Origin of the sequence: Catenulispora sp. GP43, from assembly GCF_041260665.1 — a bacterium.
Taxonomy (GTDB): Bacteria; Actinomycetota; Actinomycetes; order Streptomycetales; family Catenulisporaceae; genus Catenulispora.
This window is the reverse complement of record NZ_JBGCCT010000006.1, coordinates 226,941-248,745: the sequence shown is the minus strand read 5'-3', so window position 1 is coordinate 248,745 and position 21,805 is coordinate 226,941. Positions and strand designations below refer to the sequence as shown.

At 71.1% G+C, this 21,805-nt stretch carries 24 protein-coding genes and 1 pseudogene; 13 read left to right on the top strand and 12 right to left on the bottom strand.

Translation table 11 applies throughout. From position 1 onward, the window contains the following. Positions 1 to 30: 30 nt before the first annotated feature. Both ABH926_RS15245 and ABH926_RS15240 read right to left on the bottom strand, forming a co-directional pair. Positions 31 to 741 (bottom strand): hypothetical protein, encoded by a 711-nt coding sequence (locus ABH926_RS15245; protein WP_370366193.1) that lies wholly within the window; start codon positions 739 to 741, stop codon positions 31 to 33. Beyond that, entirely contained in the window at positions 738 to 1,691 is a 954-nt protein-coding gene (locus ABH926_RS15240) for a helix-turn-helix transcriptional regulator (RefSeq protein ID WP_370366192.1), read from the bottom strand. Before ABH926_RS15240 ends, ABH926_RS15245 begins: the two co-directional genes overlap by 4 nt. A gap of 63 nt (positions 1,692 to 1,754) precedes the next feature. Here ABH926_RS15240 and ABH926_RS15235 point away from each other — a divergent pair, with 63 nt between their 5' ends. The 6 genes from ABH926_RS15235 to ABH926_RS15210 all read left to right on the top strand — a co-directional run bounded on the left by ABH926_RS15235 (position 1,755) and on the right by ABH926_RS15210 (position 7,127). After that, positions 1,755 to 2,219 carry a VOC family protein gene (locus tag ABH926_RS15235; protein WP_370366190.1) on the top strand — a complete coding sequence of 155 codons (465 nt, stop codon included), beginning with the start codon at positions 1,755 to 1,757 and terminating at the stop codon, positions 2,217 to 2,219. A 73-nt stretch (positions 2,220 to 2,292) separates the two neighbouring features. Further along, a complete protein-coding gene (locus ABH926_RS15230) occupies positions 2,293 to 3,132 on the top strand; it encodes an SAM-dependent methyltransferase (RefSeq protein ID WP_370366189.1) in 840 nt (279 codons plus the stop codon). Positions 3,133 to 3,224: 92 nt separating this feature from the next. After that, positions 3,225 to 3,638 (top strand): DUF3224 domain-containing protein, encoded by a 414-nt coding sequence (locus ABH926_RS15225; protein ID WP_370366188.1) that lies wholly within the window; start codon positions 3,225 to 3,227, stop codon positions 3,636 to 3,638. After that, a complete protein-coding gene (locus tag ABH926_RS15220; protein ID WP_370366186.1) occupies positions 3,635 to 4,393 on the top strand; it encodes an SDR family oxidoreductase in 759 nt (252 codons plus the stop codon). Before ABH926_RS15225 ends, ABH926_RS15220 begins: the two co-directional genes overlap by 4 nt. A 108-nt stretch (positions 4,394 to 4,501) precedes the next feature. After that, positions 4,502 to 5,812 carry a PHB depolymerase family esterase gene (locus ABH926_RS15215; protein WP_370366185.1) on the top strand — a complete coding sequence of 437 codons (1,311 nt, stop codon included), beginning with the start codon at positions 4,502 to 4,504 and terminating at the stop codon, positions 5,810 to 5,812. Between the two features lie 97 nt (positions 5,813 to 5,909). Then, positions 5,910 to 7,127 (top strand): YncE family protein, encoded by a 1,218-nt coding sequence (locus ABH926_RS15210; protein WP_370366184.1) that lies wholly within the window; start codon positions 5,910 to 5,912, stop codon positions 7,125 to 7,127. Positions 7,128 to 7,194: 67 nt separating this feature from the next. Here the strand turns inward: ABH926_RS15210 and ABH926_RS15205 are convergent, their stop codons facing one another. Then, the gene (locus ABH926_RS15205) at positions 7,195 to 8,121 is read right to left on the bottom strand and encodes an alpha/beta hydrolase family protein (protein WP_370366183.1); all 927 of its coding nucleotides are present in this window, start codon (positions 8,119 to 8,121) and stop codon (positions 7,195 to 7,197) included. A gap of 28 nt (positions 8,122 to 8,149) precedes the next feature. Next, positions 8,150 to 9,094 carry an alpha/beta hydrolase family protein gene (locus ABH926_RS15200; protein WP_370366182.1) on the bottom strand — a complete coding sequence of 315 codons (945 nt, stop codon included), beginning with the start codon at positions 9,092 to 9,094 and terminating at the stop codon, positions 8,150 to 8,152. Between the two features lie 111 nt (positions 9,095 to 9,205). Here ABH926_RS15200 and ABH926_RS15195 point away from each other — a divergent pair, with 111 nt between their 5' ends. After that, positions 9,206 to 9,772 (top strand): TetR/AcrR family transcriptional regulator, encoded by a 567-nt coding sequence (locus ABH926_RS15195; RefSeq protein WP_370366181.1) that lies wholly within the window; start codon positions 9,206 to 9,208, stop codon positions 9,770 to 9,772. A gap of 55 nt (positions 9,773 to 9,827) precedes the next feature. On the opposite strand, the gene ABH926_RS15190 is transcribed toward ABH926_RS15195, so the two are convergent. The 3 genes from ABH926_RS15190 to ABH926_RS15180 are packed head-to-tail and all read right to left on the bottom strand — an operon-like array spanning position 9,828 to position 13,135. Beyond that, complete coding sequence (locus tag ABH926_RS15190; protein WP_370366179.1) at positions 9,828 to 11,018, bottom strand: glycosyltransferase; 1,191 nt, start codon at positions 11,016 to 11,018, stop codon at positions 9,828 to 9,830. Then, positions 11,015 to 11,767, bottom strand: coding sequence for a DUF2334 domain-containing protein (locus ABH926_RS15185; protein WP_370366178.1), 753 nt, complete (start codon positions 11,765 to 11,767; stop codon positions 11,015 to 11,017). Before ABH926_RS15185 ends, ABH926_RS15190 begins: the two co-directional genes overlap by 4 nt. Next, on the bottom strand, positions 11,768 to 13,135 hold the full coding sequence (locus ABH926_RS15180; protein WP_370366177.1) for a glycosyltransferase family 4 protein: 1,368 nt from the start codon (positions 13,133 to 13,135) through the stop codon (positions 11,768 to 11,770). 171 nt (positions 13,136 to 13,306) lie between these two features. Between ABH926_RS15180 and ABH926_RS15175 the strand changes: the two genes are divergently transcribed. Next, complete coding sequence (locus ABH926_RS15175; protein ID WP_370366176.1) at positions 13,307 to 13,654, top strand: VOC family protein; 348 nt, start codon at positions 13,307 to 13,309, stop codon at positions 13,652 to 13,654. Between the two features lie 118 nt (positions 13,655 to 13,772). Next, positions 13,773 to 14,603, top strand: a complete 831-nt coding sequence (locus tag ABH926_RS15170; RefSeq protein WP_370366175.1) for a DsbA family protein — start codon at positions 13,773 to 13,775, stop codon at positions 14,601 to 14,603. Between the two features lie 41 nt (positions 14,604 to 14,644). On the opposite strand, the gene ABH926_RS15165 is transcribed toward ABH926_RS15170, so the two are convergent. Beyond that, the gene (locus tag ABH926_RS15165) at positions 14,645 to 15,337 is read right to left on the bottom strand and encodes an SDR family oxidoreductase (RefSeq protein ID WP_370366174.1); all 693 of its coding nucleotides are present in this window, start codon (positions 15,335 to 15,337) and stop codon (positions 14,645 to 14,647) included. 45 nt (positions 15,338 to 15,382) lie between these two features. Continuing rightward, positions 15,383 to 15,826 (bottom strand): TetR-like C-terminal domain-containing protein, encoded by a 444-nt coding sequence (locus ABH926_RS15160; protein ID WP_370366173.1) that lies wholly within the window; start codon positions 15,824 to 15,826, stop codon positions 15,383 to 15,385. Positions 15,827 to 15,913: 87 nt separating this feature from the next. Between ABH926_RS15160 and ABH926_RS15155 the strand changes: the two are divergent. The 3 genes and pseudogenes from ABH926_RS15155 to ABH926_RS15145 form a co-directional block, all read left to right on the top strand. Then, positions 15,914 to 16,348, top strand: a pseudogene (locus ABH926_RS15155) (hypothetical protein); the annotation flags it as partial. 8 nt (positions 16,349 to 16,356) lie between these two features. Then, positions 16,357 to 16,587 carry a zinc-binding dehydrogenase gene (locus ABH926_RS15150; RefSeq protein ID WP_370366334.1) on the top strand — a complete coding sequence of 77 codons (231 nt, stop codon included), beginning with the start codon at positions 16,357 to 16,359 and terminating at the stop codon, positions 16,585 to 16,587. A gap of 111 nt (positions 16,588 to 16,698) precedes the next feature. Beyond that, on the top strand, positions 16,699 to 19,125 hold the full coding sequence (locus ABH926_RS15145; protein WP_370366172.1) for a protein kinase: 2,427 nt from the start codon (positions 16,699 to 16,701) through the stop codon (positions 19,123 to 19,125). A 41-nt stretch (positions 19,126 to 19,166) separates the two neighbouring features. Here the strand turns inward: ABH926_RS15145 and ABH926_RS15140 are convergent, their stop codons facing one another. Next, a complete protein-coding gene (locus tag ABH926_RS15140; RefSeq protein ID WP_370366171.1) occupies positions 19,167 to 19,586 on the bottom strand; it encodes a nuclear transport factor 2 family protein in 420 nt (139 codons plus the stop codon). 95 nt (positions 19,587 to 19,681) lie between these two features. Here ABH926_RS15140 and ABH926_RS15135 point away from each other — a divergent pair, with 95 nt between their 5' ends. Then, positions 19,682 to 20,332: a TetR/AcrR family transcriptional regulator gene (locus tag ABH926_RS15135; RefSeq protein WP_370366170.1), complete on the top strand. Its 651-nt coding sequence runs from the start codon at positions 19,682 to 19,684 to the stop codon at positions 20,330 to 20,332. A gap of 2 nt (positions 20,333 to 20,334) precedes the next feature. On the opposite strand, the gene ABH926_RS15130 is transcribed toward ABH926_RS15135, so the two are convergent. Continuing rightward, complete coding sequence (locus ABH926_RS15130; RefSeq protein WP_370366169.1) at positions 20,335 to 21,084, bottom strand: hypothetical protein; 750 nt, start codon at positions 21,082 to 21,084, stop codon at positions 20,335 to 20,337. 31 nt (positions 21,085 to 21,115) lie between these two features. After that, positions 21,116 to 21,787, bottom strand: a complete 672-nt coding sequence (locus ABH926_RS15125) for a TetR/AcrR family transcriptional regulator (protein WP_370366168.1) — start codon at positions 21,785 to 21,787, stop codon at positions 21,116 to 21,118. Positions 21,788 to 21,805: the final 18 nt, after the last annotated feature.

Sequence of the window (21,805 nt, the reverse complement as noted above, 5' to 3'; positions counted from 1 at the left end):
CCGGCCGGGCTCCTGCCTACCGGCGTATGCTCACCGCCACCGCTCCTCGGCCGGCAGTGGCAACTGCGCCAGCGACCAGGCCGACAGCTCGTCGAGATCGCCGTCGGCCAGTCGCGCCGCACCGTGCCGGAGCAGCCAGTCGGCGAGGTCGGGGGCGATGTTCGGGCCGTCGACGTAGACCGAGATGTCGAGCTCGCCGGCCAGGATCTGCTGGCCCCACTCCCGCCACAGCTCGGCCACCTGAAGGTCGGCGGAGCGACCCGGCGTCCGGGTCCAGATCTCCAGCCACGGCGCGATCTCCCGGGTGAGCGGCACCAGGAACGCCAGCGCACCGGTCACCGGCCACTCGTCCACGGGGCCCGCAAGCGCCGTCCGCCACCAGGCCGAGCACAGTGTCTCAATGGCCTGACGCTCAGCGGGCGGCCACTCCCGCCACTCGGCCTTGTGCAGCCGCACTGCGACCATCTCGTCGTCGAGCAGTTGCCCGGTCTCCATCATGTCGCGCATCAGACGGGGCGTGACCCAGCGCAGCCACGCCACGCTGTCGTCCAGCGTGTTGCCCCAACTGAAGACCGCGTCGAAGAGCTCTGCTTCGGCGATCTGCCCGGCCGGCCCGGACAGCCTGGCGAGCTCCTCCTCGGTGTAACAGTGGCGGCAGCCGTCGACCGGCGCGGTCCGGCCGGTGCGCGGGCCGAAGGCGCGGTCGATGCCGTCCAACGCGGCGGCCACAGTCTCGCTCATGATGTCCCCCTTGCCGCAGAAGCGTAGCGCCGGGCCAGCATCGCGAAAGCGTATTTCAGCTCCGCCGGCCCGACCACCTCGACATCGGCGTCGAACGCGCCGACCGCCGCCGCCAACGCCGGCCACGACCAGGCTCCCAGCACGAGGCGGCAGCGCTCCGGTCCCACCTCCTCCACGACCGCGTCGTGCGCGAACGGCGCCACCTCCGCGATCGGCGCGTGCAGGATCACTTCACCGCGACAGGGCCAGCCGCCACCGTCAGAGCCCTGAAAGCGGCTGGTGACGAACGCCGCCACATCGCCGCCGGGCACTTCACGCGGACTGAAGCGCGGTCCGGTCGGAATACGAGGCCTGATGCGGTCGGCACGGAACACGCGCCAGTCGTCCCGCTCCAGATCCCACGCCACCAGATACCAGCGTCCGCCGCGCGTGACCAGATGCTGGGGCTCCACCCGGCGCGGCATGTCCGCGTCCGCGTAGTCGAAGCGCAGTACCTCCCGCGCGTGGATCGCGGCGCTGAGCGCCGTGAGCACCTCCACCCCCACCGCCGCCTGCCCCGCGCCCGAACCGATCGCGGTCACCTGGACCATGTCGACCCGGCGCCGCAACCGCGACGGCAGCACCTGCCGCACCGTGTTCAGCGCACGCACCGCCGCCTCCTCGATCCCCCCGCCCCCGGCGACCGCGGCCTGCAGGGCCACCGCCAACGCCACGGCCTGGTCGTCGTCGAACAACAACGGCGGCAACTCCGAGCCGGCGGCCAGCCGGTAGCCGCCGTCCGGCCCCTTCGTCGTCGCTATCGGATAGCCGAGCTCGCGCAGCCGGTCGATGTCGCGCCGCACCGTCCGCGGACTCACCTCCAGACGCTCGGCCAGGTCCGCGCCCGGCCAATCGCGGCGCGCCTGCAACAACGACAACAGGGACAGCAACCGTGCGGACGTCTTCGGCATGTCTTCCATCATGCCTGGAGTAGAGGACACAACCTGGCCGCTACTACTGCGACGGTGTTCCCCATGAACGAAAACCAGAACGAGAACCAGACCCAGACCCAGACCCTCAAGTCCACGACCCACGTCAACTTCCGCGGCGACGCCCGCGCCGCACTGGAGTTCTACCGCGACGTCTTCGGCGGCGAGCTGACCGTCATCACCTACGGCGCGATGAACGCCGCGCAGAGTCCCGAGGAGGCCGACCAGATCATGTGGGGCCAGGTGACCGCGCCCAGCGGCTTCGCCATCATGGCCTACGACGTCCCCGCCGACCGGCCCTACGACAAGGGCGTCGCGCCGTTCTTCGAATCGGTGCGCGGCCAGAGCGTCGAGGACGTCACGCCGGTCTGGGAGAAGCTGTCCGACGGCGCGGTCATCCTGCAGGACCTGAAGCCCTCGCCGTGGGCTCCCGCATACGGGATGCTCACGGACCGCTTCGGCCTCACCTGGGTGGTCGACGTCGCCGCCGGCGGTCCGCCCGCGACGTGACGCGGCACACAGTATCCTGATGCCCCAACGGACCGCCGGCGGATGGGGCCGGCCGCCGAGGGTGGAGGTGTGCATGTCTGAGAATGCCCAGCGTCACAGTGGTGTCGAGGGGGTCGGGCGCTGGTTGCCCACCACCATCGACACGTCCGTGGCGCACATCGCTCGGGTGTACGACTTCTTCCTCGGCGGCAAGGACAACTTCCCGGCGGACCGCGAAGCCGCTGCGCGAATCCTCAAGGGGAATCCGGGGATGCGCGACACCTGTCGCGAACAGCGCGAATACCTGCGCCGCGCGGTGCGGTTCCTGGCCGAGGCCGGCATCCGGCAGTTCATCGACATCGGGACCGGGCTGCCGACGCAGGAGAACACGCACGAGGTCGCGCAGAAGACAGCCCCCGACGCGCGCATCGCGTACATCGACAACGACCCGATCGTGCTGGCGCACGCCCGCGTCCTGATGGCCGACCAGGACCACGGCCGCACCGTGTTCATCCACGCCGACGCCCGCGACCCCGGCAAGCTGCTGGCCGATCCGGCGCTGACCGACGTCATCGACTTCACCCGGCCGGTGGCGGTCCTGCTGATCGGGATCCTGCACTTCCTGCCGGACAACGACAACCCCGGCGAGCTGATCAGCACCCTGCTGGACGCCGTCCCCGAAAGCAGCTACCTGGCGATCAGCCACGGCACCCCGGACTTCGCCCCGGCCATCGGCGACGCCGTCCAGGCCGCTTATCAGGCCTCGTCGATGCCGTGCCGGGTGCGCACCTCGGCGGAGGTCATGGACCTGCTCAAGGGTGTCGAGCTGGTGGACCCGGGCCTGGTGCTGCTGGCCGAGTGGCGCCCCGACGGCCCGGTCCCGGCGAACCACCAGCAGATCACCTACGCCGCGGTGGGACGCAAGGTCTCCTGAGGTCCCGCGGCGCGATATCGCCGCGATATAGCGGTCCCCTACCTTCCTCGCAGAACGTTGCGATAAGGAAACCGGACCCCAGGAGCAGCACGATGAGCGCCCCCGAAACCACCCGCGCCAAGGCCGTCATCACCGTCGCCAAGTACGAACCGGCCGTCTACGACCAGACCGCCGACGGCGGCACCCTGAGCAGGATCCACGTCGAGGAGAGCTTCGCCGGCGACATCGAGGCCGACGGCGTCGTGGAGTTCCTGCAGGCCGCGTTCGCCGACGGCTCGGCGAGCTTCGTCGGCGTCGAGCGCGTCTCGGGCACCCTGGCCGGCAAGCGGGGCACGTTCCTGTTGCAGGACCAGGGCACGCTTGAGGGCAGCGTGGTGTCCGGCGAATGGTTCGTCGTCCCGGGATCGGCCACCGCCGAGCTGACCGGGCTGCGCGGCACCGGCGGCTTCACGGCGAACCTCGGCGAGGGCGCGGAAGTGTGGCTCGACTACTGGTTCCAGGCGTGAGCACCGACGCGGCCCGGCGCCCGCTGACGGGCAGGACCGCGCTGGTCACCGGCGCCGCCACCGGCATCGGCAAGGCGATCGCCGGGAGCCTGGCGGCCGCCGGAGCGCGCGTCGTGGTCAACCACGACCACACCCCGGAGCCGGCGGCGGCGGTGGTCGAGGCGATCACCGCCGCCGGCGGCACGGCTATCGCCGTCGCGGCGGACGTGCGCCACCGCGATCAGTACACCGCGATGGCAGACCGCCTGACCGAGGAGTTCGGCGGCTGGGACATCCTGGTGAACAACGCCGCCGTCGCGGTGACCAAGCCCTTCGGCGAGGTCACCGAGGCGGAGTTCGACACGAGCTTCGAGGTCAACGTCAAAGGCGTCTTCCATGGCCTGCAACTGGCGCTTGAACGGATGCGCGACGGCGGCCGCGTTGTGACGGTGTCGAGCTCCACCACCGCGCTGATGCTGCCGGGCTATGCGGTGTACGACGCGACCAAGGGCGCTGTCGAGCAGTTCACGCGCATCCTGTCCAAGGACTTCGGCAGGCGCGGCATCACGATCAACACCGTGAGCCCGGGCGCGACGGAGACCGAGACCTACCGCGACGGCAAGAGCCCTGAGTTCCTCGCCGGCCTGGAAGCGCTGAGCGCCTTCGGCCGCCTGGGACGTCCTGCCGACATCGCCTCCGTGGTCACGTTCCTCGCCGGCGACGCCGCCGCATGGGTCACCGCGCAGAACATCCGCGTGAACGGCGGAACGGTTTAACCGCATGCCCCACTGCGCGCCCCGTGATTATGGGGCGCGCAGACATCGTATACAGCTATCAGCGGCAGTACGGTCCCGTCACCCCATAGGTGAACGGGAGGTTACGCAATGGCCCGCACCACCCCCAGGCGACGCGGCGTACTGGCATCGCTCGCCGCCGCGCTCCTGACTCTGGCCGCCTCGGCCCTGACGCTCGTCCCCTCCGGCACGGCCCACGCCGCCTCGACCCTGAACCAGGTCACCGGCTTCGGCTCGAACCCCGGCAACCTGGCGATGTACAGCTACGTCCCCCAGAACCTGCCGCAAGGCGCACCACTCGTCGTGGCCCTGCACGGCTGCACCCAGACCGCCACCGACTACTACGACCACTCCGGCTGGTCGCAGTTCGCCGACCAGTGGGGCTTCACGGTGGTGTTCCCGCAGACGTCCAGCGCGAACAACTCCTTGTCCTGCTTCAGTTGGTTCGACTCCACGAAGGACACGCGCGGCAACGGCGAGGCCGCGTCCGTCGCGCAGATGGTGTCCTACGCCGAGAGCCACTACGGCTCCGATCCGCACCGCGTCTACGTCACCGGGCTGTCCGCCGGCGCCGGCATGACCGCCGACCTGCTGGCCGACTACCCGGACGTGTTCGCCGGCGGGGCGATCGACTCGGGCCTGCCGGCACAGTGCGCGACCTCGCAGTCGGCAGCCTCCTCGTGTCAGACGAGTAGCCAGAACCTCACTCCGGCACAGTGGGGCGACAAGGTGCGCAACTCAGACCCCGGATACAGCGGACCGTGGCCTCGGGTCGCGATCTGGCAGGGCAGCGCGGACTACACGGTCTATCCCGTCAACGCCACGGAACTGCGCGACCAGTGGACGAACGCCTGGGGCATCAGCCAGACGGCATCGAGCACGCAGAGCCTGAGCGGCGGAACGACGGAGTCGGTCTACAACGACGGCAGCGGCAAGCCCGCGGTCGAGATGTACTCGATCAACGGCATGGGGCACGGCCTCGCCGTGGATCCGGGATCGGGCGCCGCGCAATGCGGATCGACCGGCGCGTACTTCCTGAGCTACATCTGCTCGACGTACTACACGGCGATGTTCTGGGGGCTGAACTCCGGCACACTGCCGACCACGACGCCCTCCACCACGCCCTCCACCACGCCGTCCACCACGCCCTCCACGCCGCCGACGACACCGACCACACCGACCTCGACGCCGCCGACCACATCCACGTCCTCCTCGGCGCCGGCCCAATGCTTCACCGCGAACAACTACGCCCAGACCGTCGCCGGCCGCGCCTACCAGTCCGGCGGCTACACCTACGCGGACGGCTCGAACCAGAACATGGGCCTGTGGAACGTGGCCGTCACCCACACCCTGAAGGAGACCAGCCCCGGCTATTACGTCATCGCGGACAGCGGCTGCTGACGCTTTTGCGCCACGCCGTCATGGACTCTTTCAGGCATCGCTCCTATGGTCTCAAGGCCCCGATACACCCCACCTTGTACGGCCCTGGGAGCATCTCATGCCACGAAGCCTCCAACGGCTCACCCGGATCCTGGCGGCGGCGGCCCTGACCGCCGCCGGCCTGACGACCACCTCGATGACCGGCGCGTCCGCCGACTCCGGTCTGCGCGACGTGCTGGTGGTCGGGAACAGCCAGGCCGGGACGGTCAGCGTGATCGACGGCCACACCTTCGCCAACCTCGGTTCCATCAACGTCATCCCCGACCTGTCCCAGCGCATGCTGGAGATCTACCTGAACCCGATCTGGCTCGCCGGCTACGAGGCGGTCCGCGCGGTCGAGGGCGGCGACCGGTACGTCGACGACGCGACCGTCTCCCCCGACGGCAAGACGCTCTACGTCTCGCGCGGCAACCTCGACGACGTCGCCGCCTTCGACCTGACCACGCACGCCGAGCTGTGGCACACCCGGCTGTCCGGCTTCCACGCCGACCACGCGGCCCTGTCCCCCGACGGCACCCGCTACGTCGTCTCGGCGACCACCGCGCAGGTGGCGCAGGTCATCGACACCGCGACGGGCAACGTCGTGGGCTCGTTCCCGACCGGGACCTACCCGCACCAGAACGACTACTCGGCCGACGGCAAGTACATCTACAACTCCAGCATCGGCATCACCTCGCTCCCGCAGTCGCTGGAGTGGGCGAAGGGCTCGTTCCAGCTGACCAAGGTGGACGCCCAGACCCTGCAGGTCGTGCAGACCTGGACCCTCCCCCACGGCATCCGCCCGAACGAGATCGCCCCCGACGGCCACACGTTCTACGCCGACCTGTCGTACCTGAACGGCTTCGTGAAGTACGACCTGAACACCTCGCAGATCCTGAACACGGTCCAGATGCCGTACGCCAGCGGCGGCACGACCCTGAAGCCCGACGACTACCCGAAGAACTCGGCGCACCACGGCCTGGCCCTGAACGGCGACGGATCAAAGCTCTGCGACGTCGGCACCATCGACGACTACACGGCCATCGTCGCGACCTCGAACCTCACCACCACCGGCATGGTGAACTACCCCGCCGGGGCGCTCCCCTACTGGGGCCAGACCAGCGCCGACGGCCAGTACTGCTTCGTCTCGCTGAGCAACCTCGGCCAGGTCTCGGTGATCGACTACGCCACCGCGACCGAGGTCGCCCGGGTCCCGGTCGGCGCCTTCCCGCAGCGGGAGCGCATCTCGCAGATGGCGCCGGCGGCGATCAGCGCCCTGAACCCGGCGACGGGCTGAGCGACTCGCGCGCCGCGGCGCCAAGGCCGGCGGGACCGGAGCGATTCCGGTCCCGCCGTTCGCGCTTCTACTTCGCGTCGAGCCGCCCGACCGAATCAGCATCCTGGTCCAGCTCCACGGCCACCGCCTCGAAGCTCCCCTCATCCACCGCCAGCGCCGTGCGCAAGTACGCCGTCGTGACGCGCTGAATGAGCGCGACCCGCTCCGGACTCTCGTCAGTGGTCTCGGTGTGCGAGTACCCGACGATGCCTCCGAGCGAGTGCTCGCCGCCGAACAGCGTCAACAGGTACTGGACGCCAGGGCTCATGGAGTAGGCGTCGGTGAACCAGTCCGGGCCGCGTGTCGAGAGCAGCGACTGGTCGTGGTCGCCGGTGACCATGAGCGCAGGGGTGGTCAGGCCGCTGAACTCCGGGTTCATGAAGGGGAAGTTCTCCGCCGCGAACGGCGTCAGGCTCTCGCCGGTGCCGGTCAGGGACAGCAGGACGCCCGCCGTCACGCGCTTGTCGGCGAAGTCCTCGCCGGGGATGCCCGACGGGTCGAGCACCCGCGCCCCGAGCAGCGTGCTCACGGTCTGGGCGCCCCAGGAGTGGCCGGCGACGGCGACGCGCGTGCTGTCGGCACGCTGCGCCAGGCCCGGGACGGCGGCGAGCAGGGTGTCGAGGTCGTCCAGGATCCGCGTCAGGTCGCTGATACGCAGCCGCCAGATCTCCGGGAACCGCGGGTCGTCAGGAGTGACGGCGAGAGTACGCGAGTCCAGGTGCGTCGGCTGCAGAACGACGAAGCCGTGCGCGGCCCAGAAGTCGGCCAACGGCGCGTACTTGTCCAGCGATCCGCCGAAGCCGTGGGAGAAGACCACGATCGGCAGGCCGCTTCCGCTCACCGGCGCTGACACCCGCACCCGCAGGTCGTCGCCGCGCTCGGGGGCGGCGAGCACGACCGGCTTGACGGAGATGATCGGAGTCTCGGCGCCTATCGCAGAATTCAGATCTGACATGATTGATCAAAGCCTTTCTATGGGTGGATCACTTGGATTCGACGCGGCCGACCGCGTCGGGGCCGGTCGTCAGCGCCTGGCACGCCGCGGCCCACGCGTCGTCGCCGTCGAAAAGCCGCGAACGCAGGTAGGCCGCCGTCAGCCGCACCACCGCCGCGACCATGTCAGGGTTCTCATCAGTGGTCTCGGCCGCGTCGTAACCGGCGACGCCGCCGAGTCCGTGTTCGGCGCCGAACAGCGTGAGCAGCGCCTTGGAGCCGGGAGCCAGCGTGTAGGGGTCGGCGTGCCACTGCGGGCCGACATCGGTGAAGTGCCGCGAGTCGTCCTTGTCCCCGGCGACGACCAGGGCCGGCGCGGCCATCGCGCTGTAGTCGACCGTCCGGAAGAACGGCGCGATCGCGGCGTAGGGCCCGTTCAGCGCGTCACCGCCTCGCCCCGGCGCGGCCAAAAGCACTCCGGCCCTGATCCGCGGCTCGGTCAGATCGGCGACCTGCCCGGTATCCGGATCAGTGATCCGCGCACCGAGCAGCTGGGCCGCGGTGAATCCGCCGAGCGAGTGTCCGGCGACGGCGACCTTCGAGGAATCGAGCCGCCCGGCGAGCAGCGGCACGACCTGCTCGACAGCTTCGAGCCGGTCAAGGATGTGCCCCATGTCCGCGGCGCGGGAGCGCCAGAACAGCGGTGCGCCGGGAAGATCGGCGAGGTGGCTGCTCAAGGTCCGGGAGCTGAGGTGGGTCGGCTGGATGACGACGAATCCCTGCGCGGCCCAGGCATTGGCCAGCGGCCCGTACCCATTGGATGAGGACAGGTTGTTGGACTGGCCGTGTCCATGGGACAGCAGGATCACCGGCAGGCCGGTGCCCTCGGCCGGCGCCGAGACGCGTAGTTCGAGATCGACCGGACGCCCGGCGACGGGCAGGACGACCGGGCTGTACGACAGGATCGGAGATGCGGGGGTATATGACGGGCTCATGACGGAGCCTCCCTTCGACGAGGCGCCGCTCAGCTAGGCTAAACTGAAACGGAACGCCCTTCCGCTTCAGTATCCGGAACCACGTTCCGCTTTGTCAACCGCGTCGAGAGGATGCCTGTGCCCAGCAAGAAGCGTTCCGACGCGGTCCGCAACGAGCAGACGCTGCTCACCGCCGCCGCCGAGGTCTTCGTGACCTCGGGCGTCGACGCGCCGATCCGGGAGATCGCAGGCAAGGCGGGCGTCGGGGTCGGCACGTTCTACCGCCACTTCCCCACCCGCGCGGACCTGATCACCGCCGTCTACCGGTACCAGATCGAGGAGTGCGCCGAGGCCGGACCGACGCTGCTGGCCGACGCCGACACCCCGTTCGACGCGCTGCGCCGGTGGATCGACATGTTCACCGACTTCCTGGTCACCAAGCACGGCCTGGCCGACGCGCTACGCTCGGACGACGCGACCTTCGCCGCCCTGCACACGTACTTCCTGGACCGGCTCGGGCCCGTCGCGACGCGGCTGATCGACGCCGCCGTCGCCGCCGGTGACATCCGCTCCGACATCAGCGCCTACGAGCTGATGCGCGGGGTCGGCAACCTGTGCGTCGGACGCGACCTCGATCCGCGCTATGAGCCCCGGCGGCTCATCGCAGTGCTCTTGGACGGCCTGCGCGCGCCGCAGTAGGCATGCTGCGGGTAGCTGTGTAGCAGGTAGCAGGTAGCAGGTAGCAGGTAGCCGACTAGCCGATCTTGCGCCGCCGCAACCCCCGCCGCTTCAACCGGCTCAGGCTCCGCTCCCGCGCGGCCAGCGATCCGTGCACGTCCAACATCGACGCGATGGTCGCCGACCACGGGAACTGCTCGGCACGCTCCCGCGCCGCCGCCCGCCGCTCGGCCTCCGGCCAGGCCAGGATCCCGGCGACCGCGCGCGCCATATCAGCCCCCGTGGAAGCCGCCGCGATACCCGCTCCGGCGGCGAGCAGTTCGCCGGCCCCGCCGGTGTCCGCGGTGACGACCGGAGTGCCGCAGGCCAGCGACTCCAGGACGGTGAGCCCGAAGGTCTCGGCCGGCCCCGGGGCGATGACGATGTCGGCCCGGGAGATGCGCGCGGCCAGTTCGGCCCGGTCGGCCAGGTGGCCGTGGAAGGTGATCGGCAGGTCGGCGGCGACGCGTTCCAGGTGGTGGCGCTGGCTGCCGTCGCCGTAGACGTCGAGGTGGACCGCGAGGTCGTCCTGGATCAGGGCCTTGATGGTCTCGATCGCGGCGATCGGGTTCTTCTCCAGCGACAGCCGTCCGCTGTAGACCAGCCGCCAGGGGTCCTCCTCGGTCCCGCGAGACGCCTCCTCACGTCCGGTCCCGCACTCGCCATGGGTGGGCCGGAAGGTGACCAGGTCCACGCCGAGCGGGATCTCGCGCAGGAAGCCGCCGGTGCCGGCGAACTCGGTGCCGGCGAAGGCCGAGGCCACGACGACCGCGTCGAAACGGGTCGCCAGCGCCCGGGTGCGCCGGTGCAGCGCCGGCTTCAGGGCCCGGTGGCCGGCGCGCCAGGCGTGCGGGAAGCGGGCCGCGGCGACCGCGTCCAGCCGCTCGTGCGAGATCAGGACCGCGCCGACGCCGCGCGAGCGGGCCCAGGGGCCGGCGGCGGCCAGCGTGGCCTTGTCCGAGACCTCGACCGAGTCCGGCTGCAGTTCCTCCAGCAGCTCCCGGACCGGCGAGAAGCGGGGGATCATCCGGTACCCGCCGCTGACCGGTACGCTCGGCAGCGTGACCACGAGCCCTGATTCGCCCTGCTCGCGGGAGTGCCGCTGGCCGGGGATCACCAGCACCCGCTCGTGCCCGGCGGCCACATATCCCCGGCCCAGCTCGTCGACCACGGTCCGCAGGCCGCCGGAGGTGGGGTTGTAGGCGTTCGCGAGTTGGACGATCCTCACGGGGCCGGAACCGCCGCGCGGCGCATCACGAGCCCGGTGTACGTCCCGGCCCGGTAGCCGGCGGCCAGCGCCTGGTCGATGACGGCCAGGGTGGTCGCGCGCAGGCCCGGGTGCCGCAGGTCGTCCGGGTGCAGCGCGACCCGGAAGGAGCGCTCGCGCCGGACCATCGCGGCGGCGGTCCTGCGCATCATCCGGGCCGCGAAGACCTCGCCGGTGCCGCCAGGGCGGTGCGACAGGGCCGGGAGCATGTAACGCTGTTCGGTGATCAGGTCGTGGATGAACAAGTGAGAGCTCGAATACCGCAGTCCGACGCGGTGCAGCGCCTGGTACGCGCCGGGCGAGGCGAGCCAGCCCGGCGGGTGGAAGCCGACCGGCTCGATGTCCAGCGCGGCCAGTTCGGCCAGGCCGGCCGACAGCCGGGCGGTGGCGTCGGCGACGTCCAGGGCCGCGAACTCGGCGGCGCCGCGGGCCAGGAGCGTGGCCGCGGCCCGGCGCCAGGGCGCGCCGTCCGCTCCGGCCTTGTGCGCCCAGCCGTGCAACGCCAGCTCGTGGCCGCGCGAGGAGGCGTCGTGCAGCGAGGCGACCAGATCAGGGCTCTGACTCAGCCGGGATCCGCGCCACGGTCCCGGGATCACCAGCAGGGTGCCCGGGATGCCGCGCTCGTCGAGGTCGGCCAGCCAGCGCTCGGTGGCTCGGGCGCTGGCCGGGGCGATGTCGTGGATGGAGACGAGCAGATGCGGGCGGGGCATTCACGCCGCCGTTTCGAGGCCGGTCGGCGCGGACGAGTCCGTGCCGAGGGTGCCGGTCTGGCCGGTCTGGCCACGCTGGCCGCGCTCGCCGCCCTGGCCCGCCTTGCCGCGCTTGCCGACCGCGAGGGTCCGGCCGACCTTGCCGGCCTTGCCGACCTTGCCGACTCTGCCGACCTGGCCGACCCTGCCCGCGGCGGCGTTGGCCCCGGCGGTGATCGTCAGCCCGACCGCGTCCGACACGGCGGCGAAAGGCACGGCGGCGACCGGGCTCCGGTCGGCGACGACCGTCTCCAGATGCCGCATCAGCTGGTCGTTGACGGCGCTCCAGGTGCGGGTCTCGACCTCGGCCCGGGCGTTGTGCCCGTACAGGGTCCGCAGCTCGCGGTTGGCGCTGAGCCGCATGACCGCGGCCCGCAGTTCGGAGGACGAATCAGGGTCGTACAACACCCCGGTCCGGCCCGGCGTGACCAGGTCCAGCGGCCCGCCGGCGGCCGGCGCCACCACCGGGACGCCGCTGGCCATCGCCTCCTGCACCGACTGGCAGAAGGTCTCGTCGGCGCCGGTGTGGATGAACACGTCCAGGCTGGCGTAGGCGCGGGACAGCTCGTGCCCGTCCAGGAACCCGGTGAACGTCGCGTTCGGCAGCGCGGCGCGCAGCCTGCCCTCGTCGGGCCCGTCGCCCACGACCAGCAGCCGCACCCCGGGCAACCCGCTGAGATGCGCCAGCATCCCGACGCGCTTCTCGGGGGCCAGGCGGCCGACGTACCCGACGACCGTCTCCCGGCCGGGCGCGACCTGGTGCCGCAGCATCTCGTCGCGGTAGCGCGGGTGGAAGCGCTCGGCGTCCACGCCGCGGCGCCACAGGGCCAGACGCGGGATCCCGTGCTCGTCCAGACTCTTCAGTGTCGCTGTCGACGGCACCAGAGTGAGGTCGGCCTGGGAGTGGATCCGCCGCAGCCACGACCAGATCACCTTGTCGGTGCCGTGCAGGCCGTAACGCTTGGCGAAGCCCGCGATGTCGGTCTGGAACACCGCGACACACGGGATGTCCAGCTTGCGCGCGGCGACAGCGCCGGCGTAGCCGAGGCTGAACGGGGAGGCGAGGTAGACGACGTCCGGCTGGAACTCGCGCAGCTTGCCGACCAGCCGCGCCATCGGCAGCCCGACGACGAACGACCGGTATCCCGGCAGCGCGAACCCTCCGACGGAGGACACCTCATGCCCGGCGTACTGCTCGGGCCCCGGCTTGGCCGCGATGACGAGCGCCTCGTGCCCTCGCGCGGCCAGCTGATCCAGGACGCGGCAGACCGAGTTCGTGACCCCGTTGACGCGTGGGAGGAACGATTCGGTGATGACGGCTATACGCACGCTGCCCACGATGAACGCGCCAGATGGAACGCGGATATTAATAACGCGAGGACACGCACAACCTGAGGTGAAAGGTAGGGGCCGCCGCCGTCACATCTTGCCCCCTGTCACATTCCCGGCGGCCCGGGCGTCAGTGTGACGGCATCGACCTCACACAGACAAGGAACCGTCATGAAGCTCGCCAGCATCTCCGGTCTCACCTTCCAGTCCTCCGACCTGGACCGCACCGTCGCCTTCTACGAGGGCCTGGGCCTTCGGGTCGGCAAGCGCGACGAGCAGCAGGCGACGCTGTACGTGAACTGGTTCTGGATCACCGTCTCGGCCGTCGACGGCCCGGTCGATCCGGGGACCTCCTCGGCGGTGCACATCAAGGTCGACGACATCCAGCAGGCTTACGAGGAGGTCGTCGCGGCCGGGCACAAGCCCGCGGGCGAGCCGGCCAAGCGGGCCGGCGGCGGCTCGGAGTTCGAGCTGGCCGACCCGGACGGCTACCGGCTGGTGTTCTTCTACAAGAAGTAGGCCGTTACGAGAAGTAGGCCGTCCACCCTGTCCGACGCGCCATGCAACCACATCGGGGAAACCGTGGGTTCTGGGTTTCTGTGAGGTATTACGCGGCGCGATCGGAGCTGGGTGGGCGATGAGTCAGAGGAACAGTGACAGGAAGCAGTCCGCACGCGAGCGGGTCGAGGCCGAGCGCCGGGCCCAGCAGCTCCGCGGGAGGAGACGGCGACAGCTGGTGATCCTCGCCGCGGTGCTGGTGGTGCTCGGCACCGTGACCGGGGTGGGGATCGCGGTCAGCACCTCGTCGAGCAAGCCGCAGGCCTACTCCGCGCCGTCCGACGGCTCGGTGGTCGCCGACAAGTACGCCGATCCTTCGGGCAAGGCGACGGCGCTGGCCTACGGCCCGGCCTCGGCGCCGCACACGCTGTCCGTCTACGAGGACTTCCGCTGCCCGTTCTGCCGGGCCCTGGAGACCGGTTCGGCCTCGGTCTACAAGTCCTACGTCGCCGCCGGCACCCTGCGCGTACTGTTCCACCCGGTGACGCTGATCGACGCCAACGATCCCGGTACCAGCGGCTCGCTGTGGTCGGGCGCGGCCTCGGTGTGCGCGGCGACGGCCGGGAAGTTCGACGAGTACCACGACGCGCTGTATGCCGACCAGCCGGACGAGTCCGTCGACGGCTACAGCGACACCGCGAAGCTGATCTCGGTGGCCAAGCAGGTGCCGGGGCTGGACACCCCGGCGTTCGAATCCTGCGTCACCTCGGGCACGTACAAGGGCCTGGTCCAGCAGAACATGGCGGACTTCAACACCCTGCGACTCGGCGGGACCCCGACGCTGCTGCTGGACGGCAAACCGCTGAACATCCCGGAGTCGGTGTACAAGCTCTCCGCCGACGGCAAGTCGGTGGTCGGGTCCGATCCCGCGCAGCTGAAGCAGATCCTGCAGGCCGCCGGGCTTTCCTAGGGTCAGCTCATTTCATGGGTCAGCTCATGTCATAGGTCAGCTCAGTTGATCTGGCCGAGCGGCCGCACGACGAGCTGGTTGACGACCACGTCCGCGGGCTGACTGAGGGCGAACACGATCGTGGTGGCGATCTGCTCGGCGGTCAGGGACGCCTCCGGGGCTCCGCCGCGCTCGTCCCAGAAGGCGGTGTCCACCACGCCCGGGGCGACGAGGGTGACGCCGACGCCGTCCTTGCCCACCAGGAGCCGGACGTTCTCGACCAGGGCGTGCACGGCCCACTTGGTGACCGAGTACAGGTTCCCGGGCGTGTACCGGATGCCCGCGACCGAGCCGACGACCACGATGCGGCCCTTGGACTCCCGCAGCGCCGGCAGCGTCTCGCGCACCAGCAGGGCCGGGCCGAGGACGTTGGTCAGGACCATGGCGCGCATGTCCTCGGGGTCGTGGTCCTCCAGGGTGCCGGGCAGGGAGAAGCCGGCGTTGGCGATCACCGTGTCCAGGCGCCCCCAGCGTTCCAGGACCTGGGACACGGTGGCGGCCACGTCGCCGGCGTCGCTGGCGTCGCCGGCGATGGTCAGCAACTGCTCCCCCGCCCCGGTCGCGGCGGCGAAGGCGGCCAGCCGCTCGGCGTCGCGGCCGGTGACGGCGACCCGGTGGCCCTGCTCGAGCAGCGCGCGGGCGGTCGCGGCGCCGATGCCGCTCGAACCGCCGGTGATCAGGGTGACGGGTGCCATGGGTGGCCTCCTCATGCTCGGTGCTGGCTGCGGCATGGTATCCGATCATCGTGGCCGATCACCGCGCCCTGACCCGCGCCCCGCCTCCCGGATCACCGCGCCGGCCAGCCGGGCCGACGTGGCGGCGATCTCGCGCGGCGGCACCGGCCGGCCGGCGTCGAGCCACCAGGTGATCGACTGCGTGAACATCGCGCCGAGGACCGCCGGGACCAGGTCGGTCTCCGATGCCGGGACCACGCCGGTCTCGGACGCCGGCACGTGCGCGGTCACCATGGCGGACAGGGCCGCGCGCATGCGGTCGGCGAACCAGGGGCTGCCCTTGCGGCCGAGCATGGCGCCGTAGAAGCGGTGGCAGGCGTCGATGTGCTCGAAGAAGGCGGCCCAGCGTTCGGGCGGCGGGGTGGTGTCGTCGACCGTGCAGTCGATGAGGGCTTCGCGCAGGAGTTTGCGCGTGCGGCGCACCCGCACGTTCTCCGTCTGCTGAGACACTTTCCGCCCCTTGTCTCGCCCTGGACAGAGCCGCCGTTTTGAAGGAGGCGCCGGCCCCGGTGCCGGCGGCCGGGCAGGTGGTGATCGATGTGGAGGTCGCCGGCGTGCTCTTCGGCGACACGATTCTGCGCAGCGGGCGCTTTCCGTTCCCGCTTCCGTGTATACCGGGCCTGGAGGTCGGCGGAGTCGTGGCGTCCGTGGGCTCCGGCGCCGACGGTGGCGGCCACCCGGTGGCTCTTCGAGGTCCCGGACGTCATCGAGCTCGAGCACGCGGTCCCGGTCTTCCAGGCCGGCGCCCTGGCCCTGGGCATGCTCAGCGCGATGAGGCTGGCGGCGGGCGAGACGATTCTGATCACGGCCGCGGCCGGACGGATCGGGTCGCTCCTGGTCCAGGCCGCGAAGGCAGCCGGTGCGACGGTTGTCGGCGGCGTGGGTGGCGGAGGTTTCGGTGTCGGTGGCGGCGGTTCGGCCAAGGCGCAAGCCGTCAAGGCACTCGGCGCGGACGAGGTCGTCGACTACTCGCATCCCGATTGGGTCGAGCAGGTCCGGGCTCTCGCCGCGGGCCACGGCGCCGACCTGGCATCACCTTCGCCAAACCGGACACCGAGCAGCGCGCCGACGCCGAAGCGGCACTGGCCGCACTGGCCGCCGGACGCCTCACCCCACGCATCCACGCCGCGCTCCCCCTGCAGGACGCACCCCTGGCCCACGCCGACCTCGAAGGCCGCCGGAACGTCGGCGCGGTGCTGTTGAAGCCCTGAGCCCGAAACCCCCCGATGGGCGATAGGGTTGGACCGCCATGAGCCCGGGTCCGCGGACCCGCTCGCGTCGACGATGTGCCCGTGTGCGGCGGGGGAAGTTAGGGAACTGCGATGAACGCCGACCCCGCCGAGGGGCAGCCGACGACCGTGCCCGAGACGACCGCGCCCGAATCCACCCCGCCTGAGAAGAGCACGCCGGAGACGGAGACGAAAACGGCTGGGGCGGACGCGAGCGAGCCGGACGCGAGCACGGACGGGTCAACTGAGGCTGAGGCGACCGAGCCCGATGCGAGCACGGACGCGCCCGAGATAGGCGAGTCGGAAGCAGCCGGGCCGGAGGCAAGCGAGCCCGAGACCGCCGAGGCCGAAGCACAAGGTGGCGAAGCCGAGGCGACCGAAGCGCAGGGTGGCGAAGCCGAATCCGAGGCAGATGAGGCTCCGGCCCTCGAAACCGAGGCGGATGAAGCCGAGGAGACACCGGCTCCGGCCCTCGAAGCCCCGGCCCTCGAAGCTCCGGCGGCCGAGGCTGAGGCAAGCGAGCCCGAAGCGGCTGAGGTCGAGGCGGCCTCGGATGAATCGCCCGCAGCAGAAGCGGTCGAGCCCGAAGCTGTCGAAGTCCCGGCGTTCGAGGCCGACCCCGAACCCGACCCCACCTTCCCCAAGTCCGCCTCCACCACCCCCCTCGTCGCCGGCCGCTACCGCCTCGTCGCCGAGATCGGCGGCGGTGCGATGGGTGTCGTCTGGCGCGCCCGCGACGAGGTCCTCGGCCGTGATGTCGCCGTCAAGGAGTTGCGGCCCGACCACGGCATGAGCGGCGCGCAGGTCCGCACCTCGCATCAGCGGGCTCGGCGGGAGGGGCGGATCGCGGCTCGGTTGCAGCATCCGAACGCGGTCGTCATCTACGACGTCGCCGAGCACGATGGCCGTCCCTACCTCATCATGGAGTACGTCCCGTCGCAGAGCCTGGGCGACATCCTGGCCACCGGTGCGGTGCTCACGCCGGCCGAGGTGACCAGCATCGGGGCGCAGCTGGCGTCGGCGCTCACCGCCGCGCACGAGCGCGGGATCGTGCACCGGGACATCAAGCCCGGCAACGTGCTGATGACCTCCGACGGCACCGTGAAGCTCACCGACTTCGGCATCTCGCGGGCCGCCGGGGACGCGACCGTCACCGCGACCGGCGAGATCCTCGGCACCCCCGCCTACACCGCGCCCGAGGTCGCGCAGGGGCACCCTGTGGCGTTCCCGGCCGACGTCTTCTCCCTCGGCGCCACGCTCTACGCCGCCGTCGAGGGCACCCCGCCGTTCGGCGAGGACGTCAACGCCATGGCGCTGCTGCTGCGTGTGGTGCGCAACGAGATCCGGTCGCCCAAGCGCTCCGGTCCGCTCACCGACACCGTCATGTGGATGCTCAGCCCCGAGCCCGCCGACCGGCCCACGATGAAGCAGGTCTGGCAGGGGCTCGACCGGCTGTCGGCCAAGCCGCTGCCGCCGATCGGGATCAGGCCCCTGACCCCGGAGACGAAGGCGTTCGCGGCCCCCGCGCCGACGATCGTGGTGCCGGAGGCGGGAGCCGCGAAGAGCGGCACGATCACGCCCCAGCCGGCCTCCGAGCCGCTGCCCGCCTCGGTGACGCCGCCGCCGATGTCGGCACCGGTGCCGATCACGGCGCCGACACCGACGCCGCGCTCCATATCCTCGCGAGTCACGCCGCCGACCGTGGAGCCGGCCTCGACCCCCACGTCGAAGTCCTCCCCGATCGCCGCGACGCCGACCTCGTCGATGCCCTCCGCGACGTCGACGCGCAATACGCGCAACACCCCCGTACCGGCGGCAGCGGCCGCGGAGCCCCCGGCGTCCACACCGCCCCCGGCTTCCAAAAGCCCCGCCGCGAGCCCGGCATCTCCGCCCCCGGCCAAGCGCAGCCGCATGCCGCTGGCGATCGTGGTCTGCGTCGTCGGCACCGCGGTCCTGATCGTGGCCATCGTGGTCGCGATGAACTCCGGCAGCCACGACTCCCCGAACCAGCCGGTCGCGCACGGCTCGACCGCCTCGACGCCGTCCTCCCCGGCCCACTCCAGGACCACGAACGGGCCCTCGACGGCGCCCTCGAGCAGTGGCGCGGCCAACCCGGCGCCGCCCACGACAGCGAGCTCCACCACGTCGAGCACCGCACCGTCGAGCACCGCGCCGTCGAGTACGCCCTCGACCACGGCCAGCACCAGCACTCTGGCCTCGGACCCGGTGACGTTCGTGTCGAACTACTACGCCCTGCTCCCCGGCAACCTCGACGCGGCCTGGCCGCAGATGACGTCGGCGTACCAGACGAACGTGGCCGGCGGCCGCAGCGGCTATGACAGTTTCTGGAACGGCATCCAGCAGGTCACGCTGTCGGACGTGAGCGCGACCGGGCCGAGCACGGTCGTCGCGACCATCCACTACGTGGAGAAGAACGGCACCAGCAGCACCGAGCGCACGACCTTCGGCCTGGTCAAGAACGGCACCAGCTGGCAGATCAACACCAGCCACACCGGTTAGGCGGCCAGTAAAGGGCGGCCAGTACAGGGCGGCCAGTACAGCTAGTCCGCCGTCACCTCGGCCAGCACCCGCTGGTCGGCATAGTCGCGGAACAGCGTGATGAGCCCGTCCCGGATCCGCAGGATCTGGACGGCCGTCACGCTGAACGACCGGCCCGTCGTGGTGACGGTCCCGCTCGCGCGCACCTCGGCGATTATCACCTCAGGGTCGTGCGTCTCGTACAGCGCGCTGACCTCCAGGTCGTCCATCCGCAGCAGCGAGGCCATCGCGTGCCGCGCGTACTCGAGGATCGCCTGCCTGCCCGCCAGCCGCATCGGTGCCTCCGGCGTCCCGGCGAAGGGCACCTCGATCACCGCATCGGGCGCGAACAGCGCGGCGAAGCCCTCGGCGTCGCCGGTCAGGATCAGGTGGCGGCGGCGCTCCAGCAGCTCGGCAGGCGTGACCGAAACAGTCGATGACATGGGTCTCCCCTTCCCCTCGGGGTTTCATTCAACGCTTGTTCAATGAACAGCCTAGGCCCGCCGGCCCCCTCGGTCAACGCTCGTAGAATGAAGGCGTGACCGACCCCCAGCCCGACCCCCAGCCCGGCTCCCGCGCCGACCAGCGCCGCCGCACCGAACAGCGCATCCTCGACGCCGCCACCCGGTCCTTCTTCGACGTCGGATACGAGCGCACCACGATCCGGGCCGTGGCCTCGGCGGCCGGCGTGGACGCGGGCCTGGTCATGCACTACTTCGGCGCCAAGCAGGCCCTCTTCCGGCGCGTGATCGACGCCGCCCCGGTCCCGGAGGTCGACGCCGAGCCGGGCCGGCCGGCCGAGCACATCCTGGCGGGCCTGGCCGGACGGCTGGCCGAGGAACCGGTCGCCTCGCTCACGATCCTGCGCTCGATGCTGACCAACCCCGAAGCCGCCGAGGCCATCGGCAGCGCCGGACAGCGCTACCAGGCGAACATCGCGCAGGCCATCCCCGCCGAGGACGCCGGCCTGCGGGCCGCCGTCATCAACGCCGTCCTGCTGGGCATCACGGTGTCCCGGCACCTGCTCAAATACGACGAGCTCGCCGACGCCGACCCGGCTCGGATCATCGACCTGCTGCGCCCCGGGCTGCGGTCACTCGCGGCCGACGACAGCGACAACGGCAGCGACGGCGACAGCGACAGCGACAGCGACGGCGACACGGAATCCGGCGCGGAATCCGAGGCCTGACCTCAGCGCGCCATACCTCGCATGAAGGCGTCCACCTCGCGGCGCGTTCGGAACAACCGCCAGAGCACGACACCGCCGGCCACCACGACGCCCGCCACGACCACGATCGGCACCGTCAGCAGCGCGGTGCCCAGACTCCCGCCTTGCATGAGCACCGCGGCACCGACCGTCGTCGCGAGGGCCGCGAACATCACGACGGAAACGGTGAAGAACCTGACCCGCCTGCGCAGGGCCGTGTCGAACCACTCCGTCAGCATCGCGCTGAGCAGCGTCATCCCGACCAGGACCAGCGTGAAGGCGGCCACGAAGAAGACGCCGACCAACCGCGAGCGGTACCGCTCGGACGGCGCGGCGGGCGTGACCTCCGTGTCCCCCTGCGCGGTGGCGGCGACGATCTGCCCCCGCCAGCTCGTCAGGACCACGGAGTCGCCGATCCGGATCCGGTCGAACGCCGCTCCCACACCTCGCGGGAACGTCAGGTTCACGTCGGTGGCGCTGGTGGCGACCGTCAGCGTGACCGTCTGGCTCCGGTCCTTGTGCTCCGGCGATTCGGCTGCGACGACCGTGATGTTCTCCACGCAGTCGGGGTCCTGGGCACCCGGGCCAAGTCCCTGTGCCGCGCACGGCCGCGCCCGATCGAAGGCGTGCTCATCGGCTGTCACCGCATGCGCCCGATCGCCCAGGTACACCGTGAACGCGACCGCGAGTCCGGTCACGGCCCCGAAGCCCCACACCGCCCCACGCTTGACCATCGGTTTCCCCCGTTTCACGGGTGACTCTAGCTCAGGCGGAACCACCCGGGGCCAGAAGGCTCTCCCCGATGAACCCGAGCACCCGATCCGTCAGCATCCTGAGATCCTCCTCCGGCGCCGCCCGCAGGGGACCCTGGCCTGTCAGCACCGCCAGGCCGTGCACCGTCGACCACACCGGGACCTCGATCCCCTCCCGCCGGCCCGCGTCCAGCAGCCCGGCCTCGACCAGCTCGTCGAGCACGTCCCGCAGCTGGTCCAACGGCGTGGACTCCGAGCCGGACCCGGACGTCGGCGGCAGGTAAGGATGCTGCTCCGGGACGGAGAACGCCGTCGCGAACAGCCCCGGCTCCTCGCGGGCGAACGCCAGATACGCCATGCCCAGCGCCGCCAAGCGGCCGAAGGCGGCGTCGGGGTCGCCGTGCTCCCCGGGCACGCGCGCCACCTCGGCGGCCATCCGCGCGCCGAGCTCGTCCATCGCCGCCAGGCACACGGCCGCCAGCAGTTCGTCGCGGTCGGCGAAGTGCCGGTAGGCGGCGTTCGGCACGACGCCGACGATCCTGGTCGCCTCGCGCAGCACCACGGCGTCCGGGCCGCCGGTCCGGGCCAGTTCCAGGCCGGCGGCGATCAGCCCGTCGCGGACCGCGCCGCGCGGACGGCGCGCCGCTGACCTGGTGTTCCCGGCTGTCGATCGGTCGGCGCTCATCCGTTCACGATAGCAACG